General features: G+C 67.6%; 15 protein-coding genes and 4 pseudogenes. 10 read left to right on the top strand and 9 right to left on the bottom strand.

From position 1 onward, the window contains the following. On the bottom strand, window positions 1–1,312 hold a 1,312-nt coding region (locus E1267_RS33895), incomplete at its 3' end, for a carboxylesterase/lipase family protein (RefSeq protein ID WP_132338719.1). A gap of 96 nt (window positions 1,313–1,408) precedes the next feature. Between E1267_RS33895 and E1267_RS33890 the strand changes: the two genes are divergently transcribed. Then, window positions 1,409–2,008, top strand: coding sequence for a TetR/AcrR family transcriptional regulator (locus E1267_RS33890; protein ID WP_132338717.1), 600 nt, complete (start codon window positions 1,409–1,411; stop codon window positions 2,006–2,008). Window positions 2,009–2,054: 46 nt separating this feature from the next. Here the strand turns inward: E1267_RS33890 and E1267_RS33885 are convergent. Both E1267_RS33885 and E1267_RS33880 read right to left on the bottom strand, forming a co-directional pair. Beyond that, window positions 2,055–3,329, bottom strand: a pseudogene (locus E1267_RS33885) (IS256 family transposase). Window positions 3,330–3,380: 51 nt separating this feature from the next. Continuing rightward, complete coding sequence (locus E1267_RS33880; protein ID WP_132338715.1) at window positions 3,381–3,746, bottom strand: hypothetical protein; 366 nt, start codon at window positions 3,744–3,746, stop codon at window positions 3,381–3,383. A gap of 194 nt (window positions 3,747–3,940) precedes the next feature. Here E1267_RS33880 and E1267_RS33875 point away from each other — a divergent pair, with 194 nt between their 5' ends. Together E1267_RS33875 and E1267_RS33870 are read left to right on the top strand one after the other, a co-directional pair. Continuing rightward, a complete protein-coding gene (locus E1267_RS33875; protein WP_132338713.1) occupies window positions 3,941–5,113 on the top strand; it encodes a glutathione-independent formaldehyde dehydrogenase in 1,173 nt (390 codons plus the stop codon). Further along, a complete protein-coding gene (locus E1267_RS33870; protein ID WP_132338711.1) occupies window positions 5,110–5,385 on the top strand; it encodes a cupin domain-containing protein in 276 nt (91 codons plus the stop codon). The genes E1267_RS33875 and E1267_RS33870 overlap by 4 nt, the downstream gene beginning before the upstream one ends. Before the next feature lie 27 nt (window positions 5,386–5,412). Here the strand turns inward: E1267_RS33870 and E1267_RS33865 are convergent, their stop codons facing one another. Next, window positions 5,413–6,666, bottom strand: a complete 1,254-nt coding sequence (locus E1267_RS33865; RefSeq protein ID WP_165959954.1) for an MFS transporter — start codon at window positions 6,664–6,666, stop codon at window positions 5,413–5,415. A 345-nt stretch (window positions 6,667–7,011) separates the two neighbouring features. Here E1267_RS33865 and E1267_RS33860 point away from each other — a divergent pair, with 345 nt between their 5' ends. The 3 genes from E1267_RS33860 to E1267_RS33850 all read left to right on the top strand — a co-directional run bounded on the left by E1267_RS33860 (window position 7,012) and on the right by E1267_RS33850 (window position 9,724). Then, complete coding sequence (locus E1267_RS33860) at window positions 7,012–8,211, top strand: Nramp family divalent metal transporter (RefSeq protein WP_220449805.1); 1,200 nt, start codon at window positions 7,012–7,014, stop codon at window positions 8,209–8,211. A gap of 131 nt (window positions 8,212–8,342) precedes the next feature. Continuing rightward, window positions 8,343–8,579 carry a hypothetical protein gene (locus tag E1267_RS33855; protein WP_132338708.1) on the top strand — a complete coding sequence of 79 codons (237 nt, stop codon included), beginning with the start codon at window positions 8,343–8,345 and terminating at the stop codon, window positions 8,577–8,579. Then, window positions 8,576–9,724: an oxalate decarboxylase family bicupin gene (locus E1267_RS33850; RefSeq protein ID WP_132338706.1), complete on the top strand. Its 1,149-nt coding sequence runs from the start codon at window positions 8,576–8,578 to the stop codon at window positions 9,722–9,724. Before E1267_RS33855 ends, E1267_RS33850 begins: the two co-directional genes overlap by 4 nt. Before the next feature lie 158 nt (window positions 9,725–9,882). On the opposite strand, the gene E1267_RS33845 is transcribed toward E1267_RS33850, so the two are convergent. The 4 genes and pseudogenes from E1267_RS33845 to E1267_RS33835 all read right to left on the bottom strand — a co-directional run. Next, window positions 9,883–10,065 carry a hypothetical protein gene (locus E1267_RS33845; protein WP_132338704.1) on the bottom strand — a complete coding sequence of 61 codons (183 nt, stop codon included), beginning with the start codon at window positions 10,063–10,065 and terminating at the stop codon, window positions 9,883–9,885. A gap of 448 nt (window positions 10,066–10,513) precedes the next feature. Then, a pseudogene (locus E1267_RS48105) lies at window positions 10,514–10,693 on the bottom strand (IS1634 family transposase); the annotation flags it as partial. A 92-nt stretch (window positions 10,694–10,785) separates the two neighbouring features. Next, window positions 10,786–12,359: pseudogene (locus E1267_RS33840) on the bottom strand (IS1182 family transposase). An 86-nt stretch (window positions 12,360–12,445) separates the two neighbouring features. Further along, window positions 12,446–12,817: pseudogene (locus E1267_RS33835) on the bottom strand (transposase); the annotation flags it as partial. 37 nt (window positions 12,818–12,854) lie between these two features. Here E1267_RS33835 and E1267_RS46835 point away from each other — a divergent pair. Both E1267_RS46835 and E1267_RS33825 read left to right on the top strand, forming a co-directional pair. Further along, complete coding sequence (locus tag E1267_RS46835) at window positions 12,855–13,295, top strand: hypothetical protein (RefSeq protein ID WP_246064428.1); 441 nt, start codon at window positions 12,855–12,857, stop codon at window positions 13,293–13,295. A gap of 358 nt (window positions 13,296–13,653) precedes the next feature. Next, window positions 13,654–15,516, top strand: a complete 1,863-nt coding sequence (locus tag E1267_RS33825) for an APC family permease (RefSeq protein ID WP_220449804.1) — start codon at window positions 13,654–13,656, stop codon at window positions 15,514–15,516. 999 nt (window positions 15,517–16,515) lie between these two features. Here E1267_RS33825 and E1267_RS33815 read toward each other — a convergent pair. After that, a complete protein-coding gene (locus E1267_RS33815) occupies window positions 16,516–17,799 on the bottom strand; it encodes a multidrug effflux MFS transporter (RefSeq protein WP_220449803.1) in 1,284 nt (427 codons plus the stop codon). Between the two features lie 131 nt (window positions 17,800–17,930). Here E1267_RS33815 and E1267_RS33810 point away from each other — a divergent pair, with 131 nt between their 5' ends. Both E1267_RS33810 and E1267_RS44855 read left to right on the top strand, forming a co-directional pair. Then, window positions 17,931–18,389, top strand: coding sequence for a MarR family winged helix-turn-helix transcriptional regulator (locus E1267_RS33810; protein WP_220449802.1), 459 nt, complete (start codon window positions 17,931–17,933; stop codon window positions 18,387–18,389). 33 nt (window positions 18,390–18,422) lie between these two features. Then, entirely contained in the window at window positions 18,423–18,590 is a 168-nt protein-coding gene (locus tag E1267_RS44855) for a hypothetical protein (RefSeq protein ID WP_165959953.1), read from the top strand. Window positions 18,591–18,777 lie beyond the last annotated feature (187 nt).

Genomic DNA, 18,777 nt, shown 5'->3' with positions numbered 1-18,777 from the left:
GGGAGAGGGCGACGGCCTCGGGGGTGGGCTCCTCGCCGATGAGCTGGGTGCCGACGGGGCTGTCCAGGGTGCCGAACGCCAGGGGGACGTCGAGGCTGTGGCAGGCGCCCAGGGTGCCGCCGAGGACCGGGGCAACCCAGCACAGTTCGAACAGGTACGACGTGCCGCCGGCTGCGGCGTTGGCCTCGGCCAGCTGCTGTGACGGCATGCGGAAGAGGGCGTCGGAGTACACCGTTTCCACCAGCTCCTCCGGGCCTGCCTGCGGGAACGCGGCACGGTAGGCCCGCGCGCCGTCCGGCTGCGGGGCGTGCAGTTCCAGGGCTGCGTCGGCGTCCTCCTCGGTGAAGGTGCCGTACCGTCCGCTCATGACGCTGAAGTACCGGAACTCGTCGCGGGTGTGGCCGACGAGCAGCTCGGTCCCGCTCGCGCGCGCGCCGGTCAGCGCGGGCCAGGGCGTTTCCGGGAGGACCTCGCCGTCGACGACGGGGCACAGCGCGGTGCCGGTCTCCGTGAGGCGTCCCCAGCTCTCCCGGTGCGCGTGGAGGCCGGCGTTGAAGGAGGTGAGCTCGGCGGCCAGGTGCCATGGGTCGATGTCGCGCAGGGCCTCGGCGGTGGGGGCCGCCGCGCCGAGCCGGTCCGCGAACGCGGCGGTGACCTGCCGTGCCAGCGCGGGGGTGCTGTGCAGCCCCGGCACCGAGTGGGCGATGGCCCGCCGGAACAGGCCGCGCGCCGGCTTCATCGTCAGCAGGGCGGCGACCGACCCCGCCCCGGCAGACACCCCGGCCACGGTGACCTGGCCGGGGTCGCCTCCGAAGGCGGCGATGTTGCGCTGCACCCACTCCAGCGCCGCGATCTGGTCGAGGAAACCGCGGTTGGGCGGCGCGTCGTCGAGGAACGCGAATCCCTCCGCGCCGACGCGGCAGTTGACGGTCACCACGACGAGTCCCGCCTCGGCCAGCGCCGCCGGGTCGAACATCGGGTCGCTCGACGCCGCCGCGACGTACCCGCCCACGGGGATCCACACCAGCACCGGCAGTCCCGCCGCACCCGGGTCAGGAGTGCCGACGTTGAGCGTCAGCCAGTCGGTGCCCTGCGGCGGGCCCGTGTCGACCGGCAGGGACAGCGGCACCACGGGGCCGAACTCGACCGCCTGCCGTGTCCCCTCCCAGCGGTGCGGCGGCGCGGGCGCGGCGAAGCGGAGCGCTCCGACCGGGGGCTGGGCGTAGGGGATGCCGCGGAACACCGCGTGCCCCTGCCGCCGGCGCCCCTGCACCACGCCTTCCGTGGTCCATGCCTTTGGTTGTTCGGACATGACGATTCCTTCCCTCGAGTGGACCCCAGGATTATGGGTCAGGTGTATTATGTCAATCGTATTGGAACAGTCCCGGGGTACGAGGAGGGGCCGGCGATGCCGAAACAGGTGGATCACCGCGGACGCCGCGAAGCGATCGCCCGCGCACTGTGGCGGGTGGTGGAGCAGCGCGGCGTCACACAACTGACGATGCGCGTGGTCGCGCAGGAGGCGGGCATGTCACTCGGGCAGCTGCAGCACTACTTCGCCTCCCGGACCGCCATGCTCTCCTTCGCCATGGACTTCGCCTCCGAGCAGACCTCGCTGCGCGTGGAGCGGGGCCTGCGCGAGCTCGGTGACCGCCCGCACCCCCGTGACGTGCTGCGACTGACGCTCGCGGAAATGCTCCCCCTGCATGCCGACGCCCGCGCGACCAGCCGGATGAGCGCCGCCTACGTCCTGGAGGCGCTGCACGACGAGGCCGTGCACGAGCAGGCGCGCCGCGGCCTCGTCCAAGGGCGGGCCCTCGTCGAACAGGTGGTCCGCCAGGCGATCGCCGACGGGCACATCGACTCCCGCCGCGACCCGTCCACCGAGAGCAACCTGCTCCTCGCCCTCACCGGCTTCACCCCCCTGATCGAACTCGACGTGATCGAGCCCCAGGACGCGCTCGCCGCGATCGACGTGCATCTGGACCGGCTGTTCAGGAGTACGTGACCTGCCCCCGGACGAGCAATAGTCAAGACCTGTGGATCATGAGTTCCTAGGCGGCTGTGGGGACGGGTGATCCTGTTGGGCGTTCGACGAGCTTGCCGTCGATGAAGGTCGCCCCGGCGCGGACCAGGGCGACCAGGTGGGCGCCGTTGACCGCGCGCCAGCGCCGCTGGGCGGATTCGATCAGCTTGAAGGCCATGGCCAGGCCGGCGGCACGGGAGCCGGGGCCCTTGGTGGCCTTGGTGCGGTGCCGGACGGTGGCGAACGTCGACTCGATCGGGTTGGTGGTGCGCAGACGCCGCCAGTGCTCGGCCGGGTAGTCGTAGAAGGCCAGCAGTTCCTCGACGTCGTCGGTGATCTTGGCGGCGGCCTTGGGGAACTCGGCGCCGTAGGCGGCCTCGAAGGCGGCGACCGCGGCCAGCGCGTGGTCCTTGCTCTCGGCGTTCCTGATCTCGGCCAGGGCCTTCTTCGCGCCCGGGTGGGCGGACTTCGGGAGTGCCCCGAGCACGTTGGCGATTTTGTGAAACCAGCACCTTTGTGCTCTGGCCTGCGGGAACACCTCGGCCAGTGCGGACCAGAAGCCGAGCGCACCGTCCCCGATGGCGAGCACCGGGGCGCGCATGCCGCGCCGGGCGCAGTCGCGCAGCAGGTCGGCCCACCACTCGGTGGATTCGCGGTAGCCGTCGGTGAGCGCGACGAGTTCCTTGCGGCCGTCGGCGCGCACCCCGATCAGCACCAGCAGGCAGAGTTTGTGCTCCTCCAGGCGGATGTTGACGTGGATGCCGTCAGCTCACAGATAGGCGTAGTCGACGCCGGACAGGTCGCGTGTGGCGAACGCTTGCTGCTCGGCCTTCCACTGCTCGGTGAGCTTGGTGATGACGGGTGCGGACAGTCCGTGGCCGGTGCCGAGGAACTGGCCCAGCGCCGGGACGAAGTCGCCGGTGGACAGGCCGTGCAGGTAGAGCAGCGGCAGCACCTCACCGACGCTGGGAGTCTTACGGGCCCGGGCCGGCAGGATCGCCGAGGAGAACCGCCGCCGCTCGCCGGTGGCCTCGTCGATGCGCTTGTCGTTGACCCGCGGCGCGACCACCTCGATCGCGCCGGCCGCGGTGAGGATCTCTCGCGGCCGGTGCGACCCGTTACGCACCACCAGACGGCGACCCGCCTCGTCACGCTCATCGACGAAGGCGGCGACGTAGGCGTCCACCTCGGCCTGCAACGCGGCGGCCAGCATCTTACGGGCGCCCTCCCGGACGATCTTATCGATCAACGAAGACAAGGCAGCGGACGTGGGGTTGCTATCGTCAGCGGGTAGCTCGGGCACTACGGTAAGCGGCACGGGGGTGCCTTCCCGACCGACGTTGGCGCGTCGGCCTTATCTCGAAACCTTCAACGGATGATCCGGGAAGGTACCCCCCTTCCCGGCAGATCCACAGGTTTCGATCATTGCTCGTCGCCCCGATATTGCGGCCAGTTGGCTCATTTCGGTGCAGGCGGTGGTGAGCCGGGCCCGAAGATCTTGATGCCCGGTCTTGAGGTTGTCGGGCGCCCGGGCTATAGCGGACAGGCAGTGGCGACCACCGGCAGCGCTCATGCGGTTGACCGCGGCGGGCACCGCGGCGCCGGCCATGAGGAACGTCCCGGCGGTGCCAGGCCCGCGTGCGCCAGTGCCAGCGCCGATCCGGCCGCGCGTGATCTCTCTGTTCAGCACCCGGTAGCGGACGGTGGCGTAGCCGAACATGGCGATTGCCGTACGTGCGCCTGCGGCCAGCGCGTAGGCCTGGTGACGTGAGCCACATTTCGCCGCCCCCAGGCCGAAGGCACCTGAATGATATGCGGTGAGTGACAGGGGTAGGCCGATAGGCGACGCAGGGGAACTGCGAGGCGCAGGCCCTGGGACAAAAGGGGGACGACGGTGCAAAACTGCGGGTCTGAATGAGAGCGGTCGTCTTCGCGCACGCACACTCGGTCACGGTGCAGAACGTCTCCGACGCGGTGATCGAGGAGCCCGGCGACGTCGTCATCCGCGTCACTTCCAGCGCCATCTGCGGGACCGACCTGCACATGTACGATGGGCGTACGGGAGCCACGCCCGGCTTGGTGCTGGGGCACGAGCCGCTGGGAGTGGTCGAGCAGGCCGGTCGAGCGGTCGAGATGGTCAAGCCCGGTGACCGAGTGGTGATCCCGACGCACGTGTACTGCGGGGTGTGCGTCAACTGCGCGCGCGGATTGTCCGCGGCGTGCCTTCGGGTGCGTCCAGGAGGGTTCGGCGCGGCCTACGGCTACGCCGGCATGGGGCCGTACCGCGGAGCGCAGGCGGAGCTGCTGCGGGTGCCATTCGCCGACGCCAACTGCGTCAAGGTGCCGGGACAGCCGGGCGACGGGATGGAAGACGATCTCGTATTGCTGGCTGACGCGTTCGTCACCGGCTGGCACGCCACCGAACTGGCTCAGCTGAGGGCGGGCATGACGGTCGCGGTGTTCGGCGCCGGGACGATCGGCCTGCTGGCCGCGTACAGCGCCCTGCTCAAGGGCGCCGCCGAGGTCTACGTCGTCGACGCGGTGCGGGAGCGGCTGGACAAGGCCGCAGAGATCGGGGCCGTACCCGTGGACTACCGGCGAGGGGACCCGGTCGATCAGATCCGCGAACTCCGCATGGATCGAGGTCTCGCGCCCGGTGAGGAGGCGATGCGCGGAGTCGACGCGGGCATCGACGCGGTCGGTTTCCAGGCCTACGGCCGCCAGGAGCGCGGCGTGGAGAACCCCCGGCAGGTCGTCGATGATCTCGCCCGGCTGGTCAACCCCACCGGTCATCTGGCCGTCATCGGCGTCTACCCCGAGCAGGACCTGAACCCGGCACCCGAGGGACACGCCGACGGCCGGTTGACGGTGCCATGGGGGACATTCTTCTCCAAGGGCATCTCTGTGAGGTTCGGCCGGACGCATGACCGGCGTTACACGGTGTTGCTGCGCGATATGGTGCTGTCCGGACGAGCCCGTCCCGGTGTGGTGGTCACCCACCACGGCCGGCTCGACGACGCTCCCGGGTTGTATCGGGCGTTCGACCAGCGCGCCGACGGAGTCGTCAAGGCGGTTCTCCGGCCGTGACCGAGCCCGGGCCTGCCGATGCGTTGACGGGCACCGCGCCGACCACTGGGACATCAGCTCAGCGGGTTACCTCGATGTTAGCCATCATGCCGCGGTCCAGCGATTCCATGTTTGTCCCGGTTTACGTGATCCACCAGGAGATCAACGCCTCCGTCGAGTTGAAGACGGCATGGGCTGTGGTGCGTTCCGGCGTGGAGCCCGTGGTCGTCAACCTCCCGAAGCTCGATCCCTACATCGAGCATGCTGCGATCGAACAGGCCAGCGTGCGGTAGAAATCCGTTCTGAGGCGCGCCCCGAACTCACCTGTCGCTCGGGGCGCCGCCTGGCCGCCTGCCGATGAGCGCGGCGGCCAGGCAGGCGACGGCGCCAAGAGCCAGCGCATATCGTGGACTGGCCATGTCGGAAAGTGCGCCGATGATCGGGGATCCGATGGGCGTGCTGCCGACGAGCGCCATGGACCAGAGCGCGGTGACCCGGCCGCGGAAGGCAGGATCGGATTCGAGCTGGACGGTGGCGTTGCCTGTGGTGAGGAACAGGATGCTCGCCGCGCCCACCAGCACACAAGCCGCCACCGCGAACGGCAAAGTGGGAGCCGCTGCGACGAGTCCGACAGCGATCGCGTAGCAGAAGGCGATCTTGGCGAGCCGTTGCACGCCCATGCGGGATGACCAGACGGCGACCAGGCCCCCTGCGACCGCCCCGGCGCCCAGAGCGCCGATCAACCAGCTGTAGGCCGTCTCCGAGTGAAATATCGCACGGGCCAGGAGCGGCAAGCTCACCTCGAACTCGAAGGTGAAGGTGCCGACGAACGCCATCATGATCAGCGGACGGCTGATCGCGGGCACGGCAGCGGCGTAGCGCAGACCGGCGCGCAGTTGGCCGCGAGCGCGGGACAACGTCGGGACCGGGTACAGTCTGCCCGCGTCAAGGAGAAGCAGAGAGGCGATGACGCCGACGAAGCTGGCCGCGTTCACCACGAAGCACCAGCCGATACCGACAGTGCTAACCAGGCCCGCGGCGATCGTGGGCCCGATGACCCGGGCGACATTGACCGAGATGCTATTCAGCGTGACCGCGTTGCGAATCAGGGAGTGACCGACTACTTCCTGGACGAACGCCTGCCGCGCCGGATTGTCGATGGCGCTCAGGGTTCCGAACGCCACGGCCAGGACCACCACCTGCCACAGCCGGATTTCTCCTGATAGGACGCTAACACCGAGGATGGCGGAGACGAGGCCGAGCCCCGCCTGGGTGGCGACCAGCAGGTGGCGTTTGTCGCAGCGGTCGATGAGCAGCCCCGCGTACGGTGACAGCAACAGGATCGGCCCATACCGGGCGGCGGTGATCAGTCCCAGGACGGTGCCGGAGTCACTCAGACGCAGGATGAGCAGTGCTTGGGCGACAGTCTCCACCCAAGTGCCGATAAGGCTGAGCGACTGCCCGGACACGTAACGGCGGAAGTTCGGCACCTTGAATGAGGCCAGCATCTCCTGGTGGTGCTTTCGGGGTTGCGCCGGCTCGGGTGCTGGCGGCTCGGCGACGTTGGCGGGCATAGCGTCTCCCCTCTTCAAGAACCTCGCCCCGTAGATACTCTCCCTGCAGAGGTCCAGGGAACACATTTGCCATGGTGCCCTTTCGTCGGACTAGCCACTTATGTCCGATTTTATGTATAAATGGCATTCATAGCAGCCAGCCGGTTATGGAATCTTGAACCGCCTCAACGTTTCGCATATCTCCCCGTGGGGGTATTTAGCACCCACGCCATGCATTTTTATGCGCATGCCTTAGTTGTCGCAATCCGTCATTTTTTGGCTAATTGGGGGGAGTTGATGGTCCGTACTGCGGTTTCGGACAGGGCCCTTGGGGGGGTGTCCTCCCCACACAGGGGTGTTCGGATCGTGCCCCTGCTAGGGCCGGCTTTCGTCGCGGCGATCGCGTACGTGGATCCCGGCAACGTCGCCACGAATCTGACTGCGGGCGCGACCCTCGGCTACACGCTGGTGTGGGTGGTAGTGGCGGCCAGCGTGGTGGCGATCCTTGTGCAGTTTCAGGCGGCCAAGCTCGGCATGGCCACCGGTATGAGCCTGCCGCAGCTGTGCCGAAAAAGGTTCGGCAGATTGGGCAACGTCCTGCTGTGGCTACAAGCGGAGGTCGTCGTGCTGGCCACCGACTTGGCCGAGTTCGTAGGCGCCGCGATTGGCCTGCAACTGCTGTTCGGCATGCCGGTCGAGGTGTCGGCGGGGGTGACCGCCGTGATTTCCCTGCTGCTGCTCGAACTGCGGCGCCATGGGCGGACCCGCCCCTTCGAGCTAGCGAGCGCGGCGACCCTGCTGGTAGTCGGCGCGGGCGTCGGCTACGACATCGTCTTCGTGGGGCACCAGTCCGCCAGCGGCCTGGCCGCCGGAATGATCCCGAACCTAGGCGGCGACGGGGCCTTGCTCCTGGCCATGGGCATCGTCGGAGCCACGGTCATGCCGCATGCCGTCTACCTGCACTCGGCACTTGTTCAGGGGCGCGGCATCTCCGCCCAGACCGCCACACGCCAACCGGGGCTGGTCCGCCGGATTCTACGGCTGGACTGCTCGCTTGCACTCGGCCTGGCTACAGCGATCAATGTCTCGTTGATCGCTCTGGGAGCCGGGCTCGCCGCGGCGACCGGCGGTGCTTGGACCGGCGACCTGCTGCTCGCGCACGGCGAACTCGCCACACGCATTGGCGGGGCCGCCGCCCTGGCGTTCGCCATCGCGCTGCTGTCGTCAGGGGTGTCATCGGCCGGGATCGGCACGCTGGCCGGCGACGTCGTGATGCAGGGTTTCCTGGGTTGGCGGATGCCCATACACGTGCGGCGGATCATCACCATGGCTCCTGCGGTGCTGGCATTGGTGATCGGCGTGCCCTTGACCGGCCTGCTCATTCTCAGTCAGGTGATCATCTCACTCGGCGTGCCCGTCGCGCTGTTCTTGTTGGTGCACTTCTGCCGGGATCGCAGACTTATGGGGTCGTTGGCCAACGCCCCGCTCACCACCGCGATCGCGGCTGGCGCCGCAGCGGTGATCACCTTTCTGGCCTTCTCCCTGCCACTCACCCTGCTGTTGTGAGGGCGTTGAGCCGTTGTGACGCGATCCCACCACGGAGGTGACCCATGCCAGCGCCGAGCCCCCACGACAATAGACCCGACCTCGGCGGTACCGCCTGCGCTCGTGAGCAGGAGCACAGCGACGCTGGTCCGGTGAGCGTTCCGCTTTCGATCTCACGGACTCGGATCAAGCTGGTTGCCATAGCTCTGCTGACTGTGGCGGCACCCGCTTTCGAAGCCACCGTGTGGCTCACCTTGGCCCTGACGCTCATGTGCTTCGCCATTCCGCTGGCCGTGGCAGTCCTGGGCGGCGCGGACCTCGTTCGCGAACTCTTCCTGCTGCCGCGACGGCCAATCCCATCCGCAACCAGAAAGGACAATCACCAATGACCCAGCCCATGGAACAACGCATCCCACATCCACAGCGCGACGGCAAAGGCGGCCTCGACACCGGGCCCCGTAACGTCGAGCTGGACCTGCAGAACCCGGACATGCTCACGCCGCCGGAGACCGACCACGGCACCGTTCCCAACCTGAAGTTCTCCTTCGCCATGGCGCACACCCGCATCGAGGAAGGCGGCTGGACACGCGAGGTCACCCAGCGGGAGCTGCCGATCGCCACCACACTGGCGGGAGTTGACATGAAGCTCAACCCCGGTGCCTACCGCGAGCTGCACTGGCACCAAGAGGCCGAGTGGGCGTACGTCCTGGAAGGAAGCTGCCGTATCGGCGCCGTCGATCAGGAGGGCCGCAACTTCCTCGACGACGTCCAGAAGGGTGACCTGTGGTTCTTCCCCAAGGGAGTGCCGCACTACATCCAGGCACTGGAGGAGGGTGTGGAGTTCCTGCTGGTCTTCGACGACGGCAACTTCTCTGAGAACAACACCTTCATGGTCAGCGACTGGTTCGCGCATACTCCCAAGAGCGTTCTTGGCAAGAACTTCGGCTGGACGCCGGAGCAGATGGCCAACATGCCAGAGAAGGACAAGTACATTTTCGCGGGTCAGGTGCCGCCTCCTCTGGACTCGGACCGGATCGTCAGCCCTACCGGCGACGTACCCAGAACCTTCAAACACCGGATGCTGGCCCAACCAGCGGAGCGGTTCCCCGGCGGGACCGTCCGCGTCGTCGACTCCACGACCTTCACAGCGGCCACCACCATCTCCGCCGCGCTCGTGGAGATCGAGCCCGGCGGCCTACGCGAGCTGCATTGGCACCCGACCGACGACGAGTGGCAGTACTACATCTCCGGTTCCGGCCGGATGGGGGTGTTCGCCAGTTCGGGGCTGGCCCGCACATTCGACTTCCGGGCGGGCGACGTCGGTTATGTGCCGTTCGCCTACGGACACTACGTCGAGAACCTGGGCAAGGAGCCACTGGTCTTCCTCGAGATGTTCCGCAACCCTCGCTTCGAGGACATCTCCGCCACCCAGTGGATGGCCAACCTGCCGCCCCAGGTCAGCGCGGACACCATTAACATGCCCCGTTCCATGATCGAGGCACTCCCGAGGGACAAGCGCCCCGTCGTGGCTTGAGCGGGCACACGACGTCACGGCCCGGCCCGGCCGGCGTGCTCGCCCTGGGCCGGGCCACGACCTTCGACCTTCAAAACCTGCGGCGGGCCGCTTCGCCGGGGGCGGATTATGGTCGTGGTGGGTGCACGTGCATGGGGACTCGCGCCATGATGACATCTTCACGGCCCCCGAGGATCGGCGGCACGAACGAGGTCCAGGTGGTTGTGCAGGAGGTCGTACCGTAGACGGTCGGGCAGCACGATGGGGATTAGCACGACGAGTTGCTCATCGTGGCGCCGCGCGAGCTCGTCGATGTAGTTCACAATGGGACGTGCTACCGAGGCGTAGTCGGTCTCCAGCACGCGTAATGGCACACTGGGGTTCCACCGAGCTCATTGCTCCCGGAGCTCGTCAGCCCGTCCGGGGCTGGTTTCGGCGCTTCCCCAGATCACCGTGACGGCCACGACGCGGTCGCTGATCGACAGCGCTACCGATCGGTGTGGGGAAGTGGCCGGGCACAGCCGCCATTGATGTCGCCGGAGCCCGGACGCCCGGTGCCGATGGTCCACCCGCATGGACCAAGAATTCCACGGCAGCGTGGACACACCCCCGCCATATCCTCCATGTCTCGGGAAGTGACTCTCCCAGGTGAGCCCAGCAATCCGAACGTTGCCGAAGGCACCGCCCCGGGCCGTGACACCATGTTCCGCGTAATTCAGTGGGCTAGAGATGCAAATCAAGTTCTGAGCTGGGCTGACATGGTTGCGGCCGCCTGGAGGGCGTTTCTCTAGGCGGTGGTGTTCGGGCTGATCAGCAGGGTGTGGGCTGGAGGTCGATGACCTGCTTGGAGCGGGGGACGTCGAGCGAGGCTAGCAGGTCGATTTGAGGCTTGGTGAGGGCGGTGACCTGCCGGAACAGGCCGGTGGGTCCGGTGAAGGTGCCGATGTGGATCCGGTCGAGCTCTCGGCGTATGGCCTGCCAGGCGTTACCGCACGGCCAGGCCCTCCCCGCATGGGCCGTCGCCCTAGGAGTGTCCTGAAGATCTTGCTGGGTGAGTCGGCATGAGGCGGCTCACCCCTTTGCTATGCAGTGATCGGGATGACAGTCCAGATGCCGTTGGTGTGGGCGAGCCCGAGGTTGACCAGGCGGCGGAGGTTGAGAGCGGCGGCGCGGTGGTGGAGCCAGCGGTCGTTGGCATCGGTGCCGCGGTAGCGCAGGCGGCGGTTGCCGCGGGCGACCAGCCAGGCCACGGCGCGCTCTACCATGGGCCGCCAGCGTCGGTAGTCGTCCTGCCAGTCGGTGGCGGCTTGGTGGCGGGCGGCGGCCTGCAGGTCGTGGTGTGGGCGGATGGTCACGACGCGGCCGGTCTTGGCGGTGGTGCATCGGTCACGCAGGGGGCAGGCGGCGCACGCCCGGTGAAGGTGGCGCGGCGCTGCTGGTGGCGGCCCCCGGTCGCGGCGAGCGGGACGGTATGCCCGGCGGGGCAGGTGACCGTGCCGGCGCGGGTGTCGATGACGAAGTCATCCAGGGTGTATCCACCGATCACGGCGGGCTTGAGCCTGGGCGGTTTGATGAGCAGCCGGTGTCCGGCGATGGTGAGCGCGGCGCGCAGCTCGGCGGCAGCGTAGGCGGCATCGGCCAGGATCTGCAACCGGCCGTCCTCGGTGGCCAGCAGGTCGGGTGCGACGGCGGTCTCGTGGTGGGCGGCGCCGGCTCCGGGGCGTAACGCCACGGCGGTGAACAGCCCGGTCTCCGGCTCAACGGCCAGGTGGGCCTTATAGCCGTCGTCGCGCTGCTGCCCGCTTTTGTGGATGTGACGGGCTTGGGGGTCAACGGTGGAGATGATCCGATCGGGCGCGGTGCGACGGGCGATCCGCCACCGCCCGTCGGTGCCATCGGAGTTGTCGGCGGGCTGGACGTCCTGGCCAGCGATGAGAGCCAGCAGACCGATCGCGTGCTCGGCCGGCTCGTCCAGGTCCTGGCCGTTCAGGAGGTCAAGCAGAGTGAGGGCGTCCGTGACCAACCCGCTCACCAGGGCGTCCTTGGCCTGCTCATCGTCCCAGGCGATCTTCGGCTTGCCCGGGTCGGTGTAGTCGTGGGCGTGACAGTGTGCCGCCACCAGCGCGCTCGCGCCGGGCACCTGGCGGGCCACCCGGCGGATCGCGGCGATCAGCTGGGTGATGGTGTCCTGAGTGGCGACCGCGTCCAGCAGTACCGCCGAATCCAGCGCCCGCCGTGTCCGGCCCGTCAGCACCCCGGTCTGCTCCACCACGGCGCGGACGGCTCCGAAGATCCGGTCCGGGTCCGACGAGCGGGCCAGCCGACGCCGGAAATACGTCAGCAGCGACGGATCGAACCCCTGGTCGTACAGGCCGAGCCCGCAGGCGGCCTTCCACCGCAGATCGAACCGCAGGGCCGCGACGGCCTCTTCATCGGAAAGCCCCTGCAAGGCTTGCAGTACCACCACCGTGGCCAGCAGGCCGGGTGGTACCGACGGGCGCCCGTTGACCGGCGCGTACATGTCCGCGAACGCCTGCGGCGGGAACAACGCCCGCCGGTGTTCGGCCAGGAACGCGAACACGCTCCCGGCCGGGATCATCTCCCGGCACACGACCCACACCTCAGGCCCGGCCGGAACCCTCTGACGACCCATCATGACCCGAGTCTGAATCCCGAAACCCCACCTGGCCAGACCGCCAAGATCTTCAGGACGCTCCTAGAGCCTGTACGGAGTTCGGATCTTTAGGCTGGCCGGAGGCTGCGGAGCCATAAGACGGCTCCTGGGGGATGAAGACCGGCCAGGTAGCTGTCGGGGGTGTTGTCGAACCGGAAGGCCAGCCCACGCCACTCCTTGATCCGATTGACGCACCGTTCCACGGTGTTGCGCTCCTTGTAGAGATCCAGATCATGGCGGACTGGTCGGCCGCCACGAGAACCACGCCTTTTGCGGTTGGCTGTCTGGTCGACCTTCTCCGGGATGACCGTCTTGACTCTGCGCTGGCGCAGGTAGGCGCGGTTGCCGCGGGAGGAGTACGCCTTGTCGGCGGCCACCGCGCCCGGCCTGGTACGCGGACGGCCGACCGGCAGGCGGATCCTGATGCGCTCCAGTCGCGGCCGCCCCGGCCCCGGTGTGGAGGTCACGCGCTCGAGCTTGGTCCAGCCCCGTCCAGCCTCGCTGCTTCAGCAGTTCGATCAGCCGGCGCGCCGGCGGCACAGTGGCGAACGCCAGCGTGTCCATCAGCTTGACGAGCGGCAGCTCGATATCGATGTCGTCGACATAGTCCTCGCCCCGCTCGTCGGCCATACGCGTGAGGTAGGCAGCCAGCTTGTCGGCCAGCTCGACCAGCCGCGGGTCGTCATCGGCTCGGTCAAGAGCCTGGCCCAGGGTGAGGGAGAAGTCGACCAGCCGCAGCGGGATCCAGCCATCACGCTCGGCCTGAACGATCCGCTCGTCGACCCCGAGCGCCCGCATCCGGTCGAGATACTCGACCACTTCCGGGGGGCAGGACCAGGCTGTCCCCAGAGGCGAGCCGGGCGATTCGCTCTCGGTGCCGCTGCCTCTCCCGGATCGCCGGCGTCGTATCTGCGGTAACCGGAGTGATTCCGGTCAGGCTCCGGCAGCAGCCCCTTGGCAGCAACGGTGGTGAGGGTACGGGCTTGGTCCACTTCACGGCTTTGCGATCGACCAGCATTAACCGGCATCAGTCGGAGAGACGGAGTTTCCGTATCCTTCACGCCTTCTTATCCGGCATCCCCACATGCCAGGGGCGGCGGGCAAGTGAAGACTCGATTACAGTGAGTGACCAGAAGGAGGCGGTGATGCGTGTGACCGTCGGCCCATGAGGGGCTGGGTGAAGCGGGTTCTGGTTGGCCGACCGCTCCGGACCGGGAGCCTGGAAAGGGAGCTCCTCCCCAAACGGCTGGCGTTGCCCGTCTTCTGCAGCGACCCGATGTCCTCTGTGGCGTACGCGACCGAGCAGATCATCATGGCCCTCACCCTGGGTGGGCTCGCCATGTTGCACGTCACAGGGTGGATCGGGGCCGCCATCGTGGCCATGCTGATCATCATCATCGTGTCCTACCGGCAGACCTGCTACGCCTACCCCGGCGGAGGCGGAGCGTACATCGTCAGCCGGGAGAACCTGGGCACCAACGCCAGCCTGGTCGCGGCGAGCGCGCTTCTGGTCGACTACGTGCTGACGGTAGCCGTCTCCGTCGCCGCTGGGGTCGACGCGATCACGTCCTACGTTCCGGGGCTGGAGAGCTGGGCAGCGGCGTTGGGCGTGGCCTCCATCGCGATGCTCACCCTGATCAACCTGCGCGGCACCCGGGAGTCGGGACGCGGGTTCGCCGTGCCGACCTATGCCTTCATCGTCGGCGTCTACCTGTTGTTCCTGGTCGCGGCGTGGCGGCTGGCCGCCGGGGACCGACCGCGCGCGGTCAGCGCGGACTACGTCATCGACCCGCTCTACCAGCCGGTCGGAGTGGTGGCGATCTTCCTGGTGATGCGGGCATTCGCCTCGGGGTGCACAGCACTTACGGGCGTGGAGGCCGTCAGCAACGGCGTGCCCGCCTTCCGGCCGCCCAAGAGCAGGAATGCGGCGAACACGCTGGCGATCATGGGGGTCTTGTCTATCACGATGTTCTCCGGCATCACCGCGCTAGCGCTGTTCACAGGCGTGCGGATGACCGACCCGGATCACCCTGGAAGGCTCGCCGGGGTGCCCGCGAACTACGTCGAGCCCACCGCGCTCGCCCAGATCGGCGACGCCGTCTTCGGCGGCGGCATCCTGTACGCCTACCTCCAGGCGACCACCGCCGCGATTCTGATCCTGGCCGCCAACACCGCCTACAGCGGGTTTCCCATGCTGGTCTCGATCCTGTCCTCAGACTCCTACCTGTCCCGGCACCTCCACAAGCGCGGCGACCGCCTGGTCTTCAGCAACGGGATCTTGCTGCTCGCCACGACCGCGGCGGTCCTGCTCGTCACCTTCGACGCCAACACCTCCCGGCTGATCCAGCTCTACATCATCGGCGTCTTCGTGTCGTTCACGCTCAGCCAGGCGGGCATGGTGCGGCACTGGCAGCGGACCGGCCGGCCGCATTCCCCGGGCATCCGGCGGCGCCAGGCGATCAATGCGGTCGGTGCTGTGGTGACCACCGTGGTGCTGGTGGTCGTCCTGGTCACCAAGTTCGTGTACGGCGCGTGGATCGTGTGCCTGGCGATGCTGGCGCTGTTCCTGCTCATGAAGGGCATTCGCCGGCACTACGACCAAGTACGGGCGGCGACCCGACCCATCACACCTCTGGTCCATCCCTCCATCGGTCATGCCATGGTGCTGGTTTCCCGGCTGGGCAGCCCTGCCCTGCAGGCGCTGGCCTACGCCTGGGCCACCCGGCCGACCAGTCTGGAGGCCGTCCACGTGTGCACCGATGAGGAGGTGACCCGGGAACTACGGGAAGGCTGGGAACGGTACGCCCCCGCCGTACCGCTGACGCTGATCGACTCGCCGTACCGGACAACGGTGAGCCCGGTGCTCCAGCATGCGCGCGAACGGCTGGCCCGGCACAGCGGCGAGATCGTGACGGTCTACATCGTTGAGTACGTGATCGGGCGCTGGTGGGAGCGAGTGCTGCACAACCGGCTGGCCGCGCGGTTGCGCGGTCGGCTGCTGCTGATCTCCGGGGTGATGGTCACGCTGGTGCCGTACCGCCTTGCCTCGGGCGAACGCCGTGCCGCCGGTCGGCGTCCTCCTCGGCGGGCCCCTCGCCTCGTTCTGCTGAGCAAGGGCTTGCCCCGAGACTCATCATGAAATCACGTCGGCCGGGACACGCCGTGTCCGGTGGTGTCAGCAGCCTGAACCAGGCCGGAAAGCGAGTGGGAATCCGGACGGATAGCTGCCGGTGGGACCACCCGAGCACATGGTCGTCGGCGACGCTTACCGCCACGTGCGCAACCGAATGTAGGTGCTGGTCACCGCAACCATAGTGGGGGTAGCGATGAGGCCCTGTATCTGGCGACCGTGCTGGATCTGGGCTCACGTCGGCTGGCGGGCTGGTCGATCGCCGATCACATGCGCACCGAGCTGGTGAGCGATGCGCTGCGGGCCGCCGCCGCGGCGCCCCGGTTTGTGCAGGTTGACGCAACCATGGCTCTCACGGGTGTGATGGGTGGTCATTGTTCGCCAGAACAACATGCACAGGCCAGCCAGCCCGGACAGCGGGCGCTCCGGGGCCGTGGACGGGCGCACTCCTCATGGCCGGGACCCTCATCGCAGCGGTGCTGCTCGTTCGCTGACGCCGCACGGCCACTCGGAAGGCCAGTCCCGAAGGACCTGGCCAGTGGCCAGGACACGGCCGACCTCGTTGGCGCGGGACGGGCTTGCTCCGAACCTGAGGAACAGCCGCGGCTCCGGGGCGAAGGGCTTGGGCGCACGCGTCGGCAGCGCCGTCTTCATGCGGATGTTCCGGAACCCTCGCCGGACACGGGCGGGAGTAGGCCGAGTGGGATCGGCTGCCTGAAGGGCCCGGATCTTCGAGGTGGCCCAGCCGAGGGTCTGCTTGAGCAGCCGGAAGGTGTATTCGCGATCGAATCTATCAGCGCTCGTGACGCAATCGCCTCCGTGATCCGCTGATCTTCGCCTGAGACATGCCGTCCACGATCTCCTGCATGGCCTTCGGTGTCATCGCGCCCCATAGGTGGCGTCGATGCGCCCGCAGGCCTTGGTCGCCCACACGTCATGGGGGTGGCGTGCTGGTCTTCATGATGTACCTTCCGACCAGCTGATCGTGAGCGGGCGCTGTCTCGGAGTTTATCGGCTGGTGCTGGTGTCCGACGCGTTCTGCGAGGAGAACGTGACAGGTTCGCTGGGCGTCTTGGACTGTTTCGGTCCGGACGTATTACGTCCGAGTGCGATCACGGCCAGCGCCGCCAGCGCGAAAGCAGTCAGCATGAACACGGTCATAGGCAGTGGACTGCCGGTTCCCATGAGCCCTGTCAGCGGTGAGGCCGCAGCACCAAGGAGGAACTGGCCGCCGCCGATGAGCCCAGAAGCGGCTCCAGGCGCCCGGTGGCCGAGCGACTGGATGATTGTCACGGTGGCGGGCAGGGTGACGCCTAGGCCGACGACGACTAGGAACAGGCCAGCCCAGGTGACGCCGAAGGAGCCGCCCGTAACGAACAACACCACGGCCAGCGCCGATGTGGCGGCCAGGGCTAGGGCCAAGCCCGTTCCCAGGAGCACGTGAACGCGCATGCGTGCCGACAGACGGCCAAAGGCCAGCCCGGCGGCAAACATGCCCAAGGCATTGCCGGCAAACACCAAGCTGTACTGGGTGGCGGACAGGCCGTACAAGCCTTGGAAGACGAATGGCGAGCCGGCGATATAGGCGAACAAGGCCGCGCTGGCCAACGACGAGGCCAGGAGATACCCGACGAGGGCACGTTCGCGCAGCAGGGCGCCGATGGCCCTGAGCGTGCCCGGCACGCCGCCTCGTCTCCTCGCCGAAACGGGCAGGCTCTCTGGCACCCACGCCAGGGTGCCCACGATGAGCAGGACGCCGAAGCCCGCGAGAGCGACGAAAATCACCTGCCAGGAGGCGACCTCCAAGATTGTGCCGCCGAGCGCAGGTGCCACCACCGGGGCCACGAACACGATGACCGAAAGAGCTGCGAAGTGGCGGGCCGCCTCGGCCGTGCCGTGGTAGCGGTCGGTCAGCACGGCGCGGGCTACCACCATACCGGCCGCACCCGCGATGCCCTGAAGCAGGCGGGCAGCGTTGAGCACGTGGATATTCGGTGCGAGCGCGCAGGCCACAGAGAAGGCAGTGAACAGCGCCGCTCCCGTGAGCAGCACGCGGCGCCGTCCCAGCGCGTCGCTGACCGGCCCCAGCAGGAGTTGGCCGACGGCCAGACCGACGAGGAAGGCGGTCAGTGAGACCTGTACCGATGACTCGGAAGCGCTGAGGGAGGCAGCAAGAACGGGAAGGCCAGGTACGTACATGTCGGTGGCGAGCGGAGCAACGGCGGTAAGTCCCGCGAGCGCCAGGAGAAGGCGCTTGGTGCGCTCTGGAGAGGGGACTGGGTTCTGGGGCATGGCTGAGCTGCTTCTTCCGAGGATAGGATCCATGTAGTTCACCAATTAACGGAAACTAGTAGTTCATAGATTAACGATTTGGAGAGTCCATGCAAACCCCCTCTGCACGTGCGTGTGAGCAGTGGACGCAGATGCACCCCGAACTCGACACCTCCTCGATGCAGGTCGTGGGGCCTCTAAAACGTGCTCAGGCTCTACTGAATCTGGCCATCGAGCCTCTCTTCGACGGCGCCCAGGTGACCTCGCCTGAGCTGGATGTGATGCTGAAACTCCGCACCACTGGTCAATCCACCATCGCGAGGCAACTCGCCAAGCAACTCGGACGATCCCCGGCAGCGCTGAGCAAGACGCTCGCCAAGCTCGAGCGGCGCGGTTACATCGTGCGCCAGGCAAACCCCGCCGATCGGCGGGCGGCACTTGTGCGACTCACCAAAGAAGGGGAGAAGGTCGTTGACACATTGTTTCCTGAGCAACTGGCTATCGAGGCGCGACTGCTCCGTGGGATGAGCGAGGAGCAGCGTTCACAGATCGTCGGCGCGCTGAATCGGCTCGTCTCGCTGTTGGAGGTCCAGGTAGGCGCGGATCGCTGAACGTCAGCAGCGTGGAGTCCTGTTCATGATCCTGTGTCTGCGGGACGGGCTGCGCAGCGGGACGTTCTCGGCTCGCGCCGCTACGCGGACCCGGCCACCTACCTGTACACGCCCAAGCAGTGGGCGCCGCGCAGCGAGTACTGCCGCCTGGTGGGCAAGCCACCGAACGCGGCCGAGGCGCTGAAAAGGGCAAGGGTGTAGCTCGTACTCAGTGACCTGAGCGATCAAGCAGTGAGGGCATATCCGTCCTGGTAGCTGGTCTGGTGGACACGATCGTGTTGCCGGGCGAGGTGGTAGCTCCAGTAATCGTCGAGATGCCCGTTGGCGGTCAGCGCGCGGAGCTTCAACACCGCTTCGGCTCCGGCCAGTCCCCATCTTGCTCCGGTGG

It is taken from the genome of Nonomuraea longispora (genome assembly GCF_004348345.1).
Classification (GTDB): domain Bacteria; phylum Actinomycetota; class Actinomycetes; order Streptosporangiales; family Streptosporangiaceae; genus Nonomuraea; species Nonomuraea longispora.
This window is presented reverse-complemented; position numbering and strand designations above follow the sequence as displayed.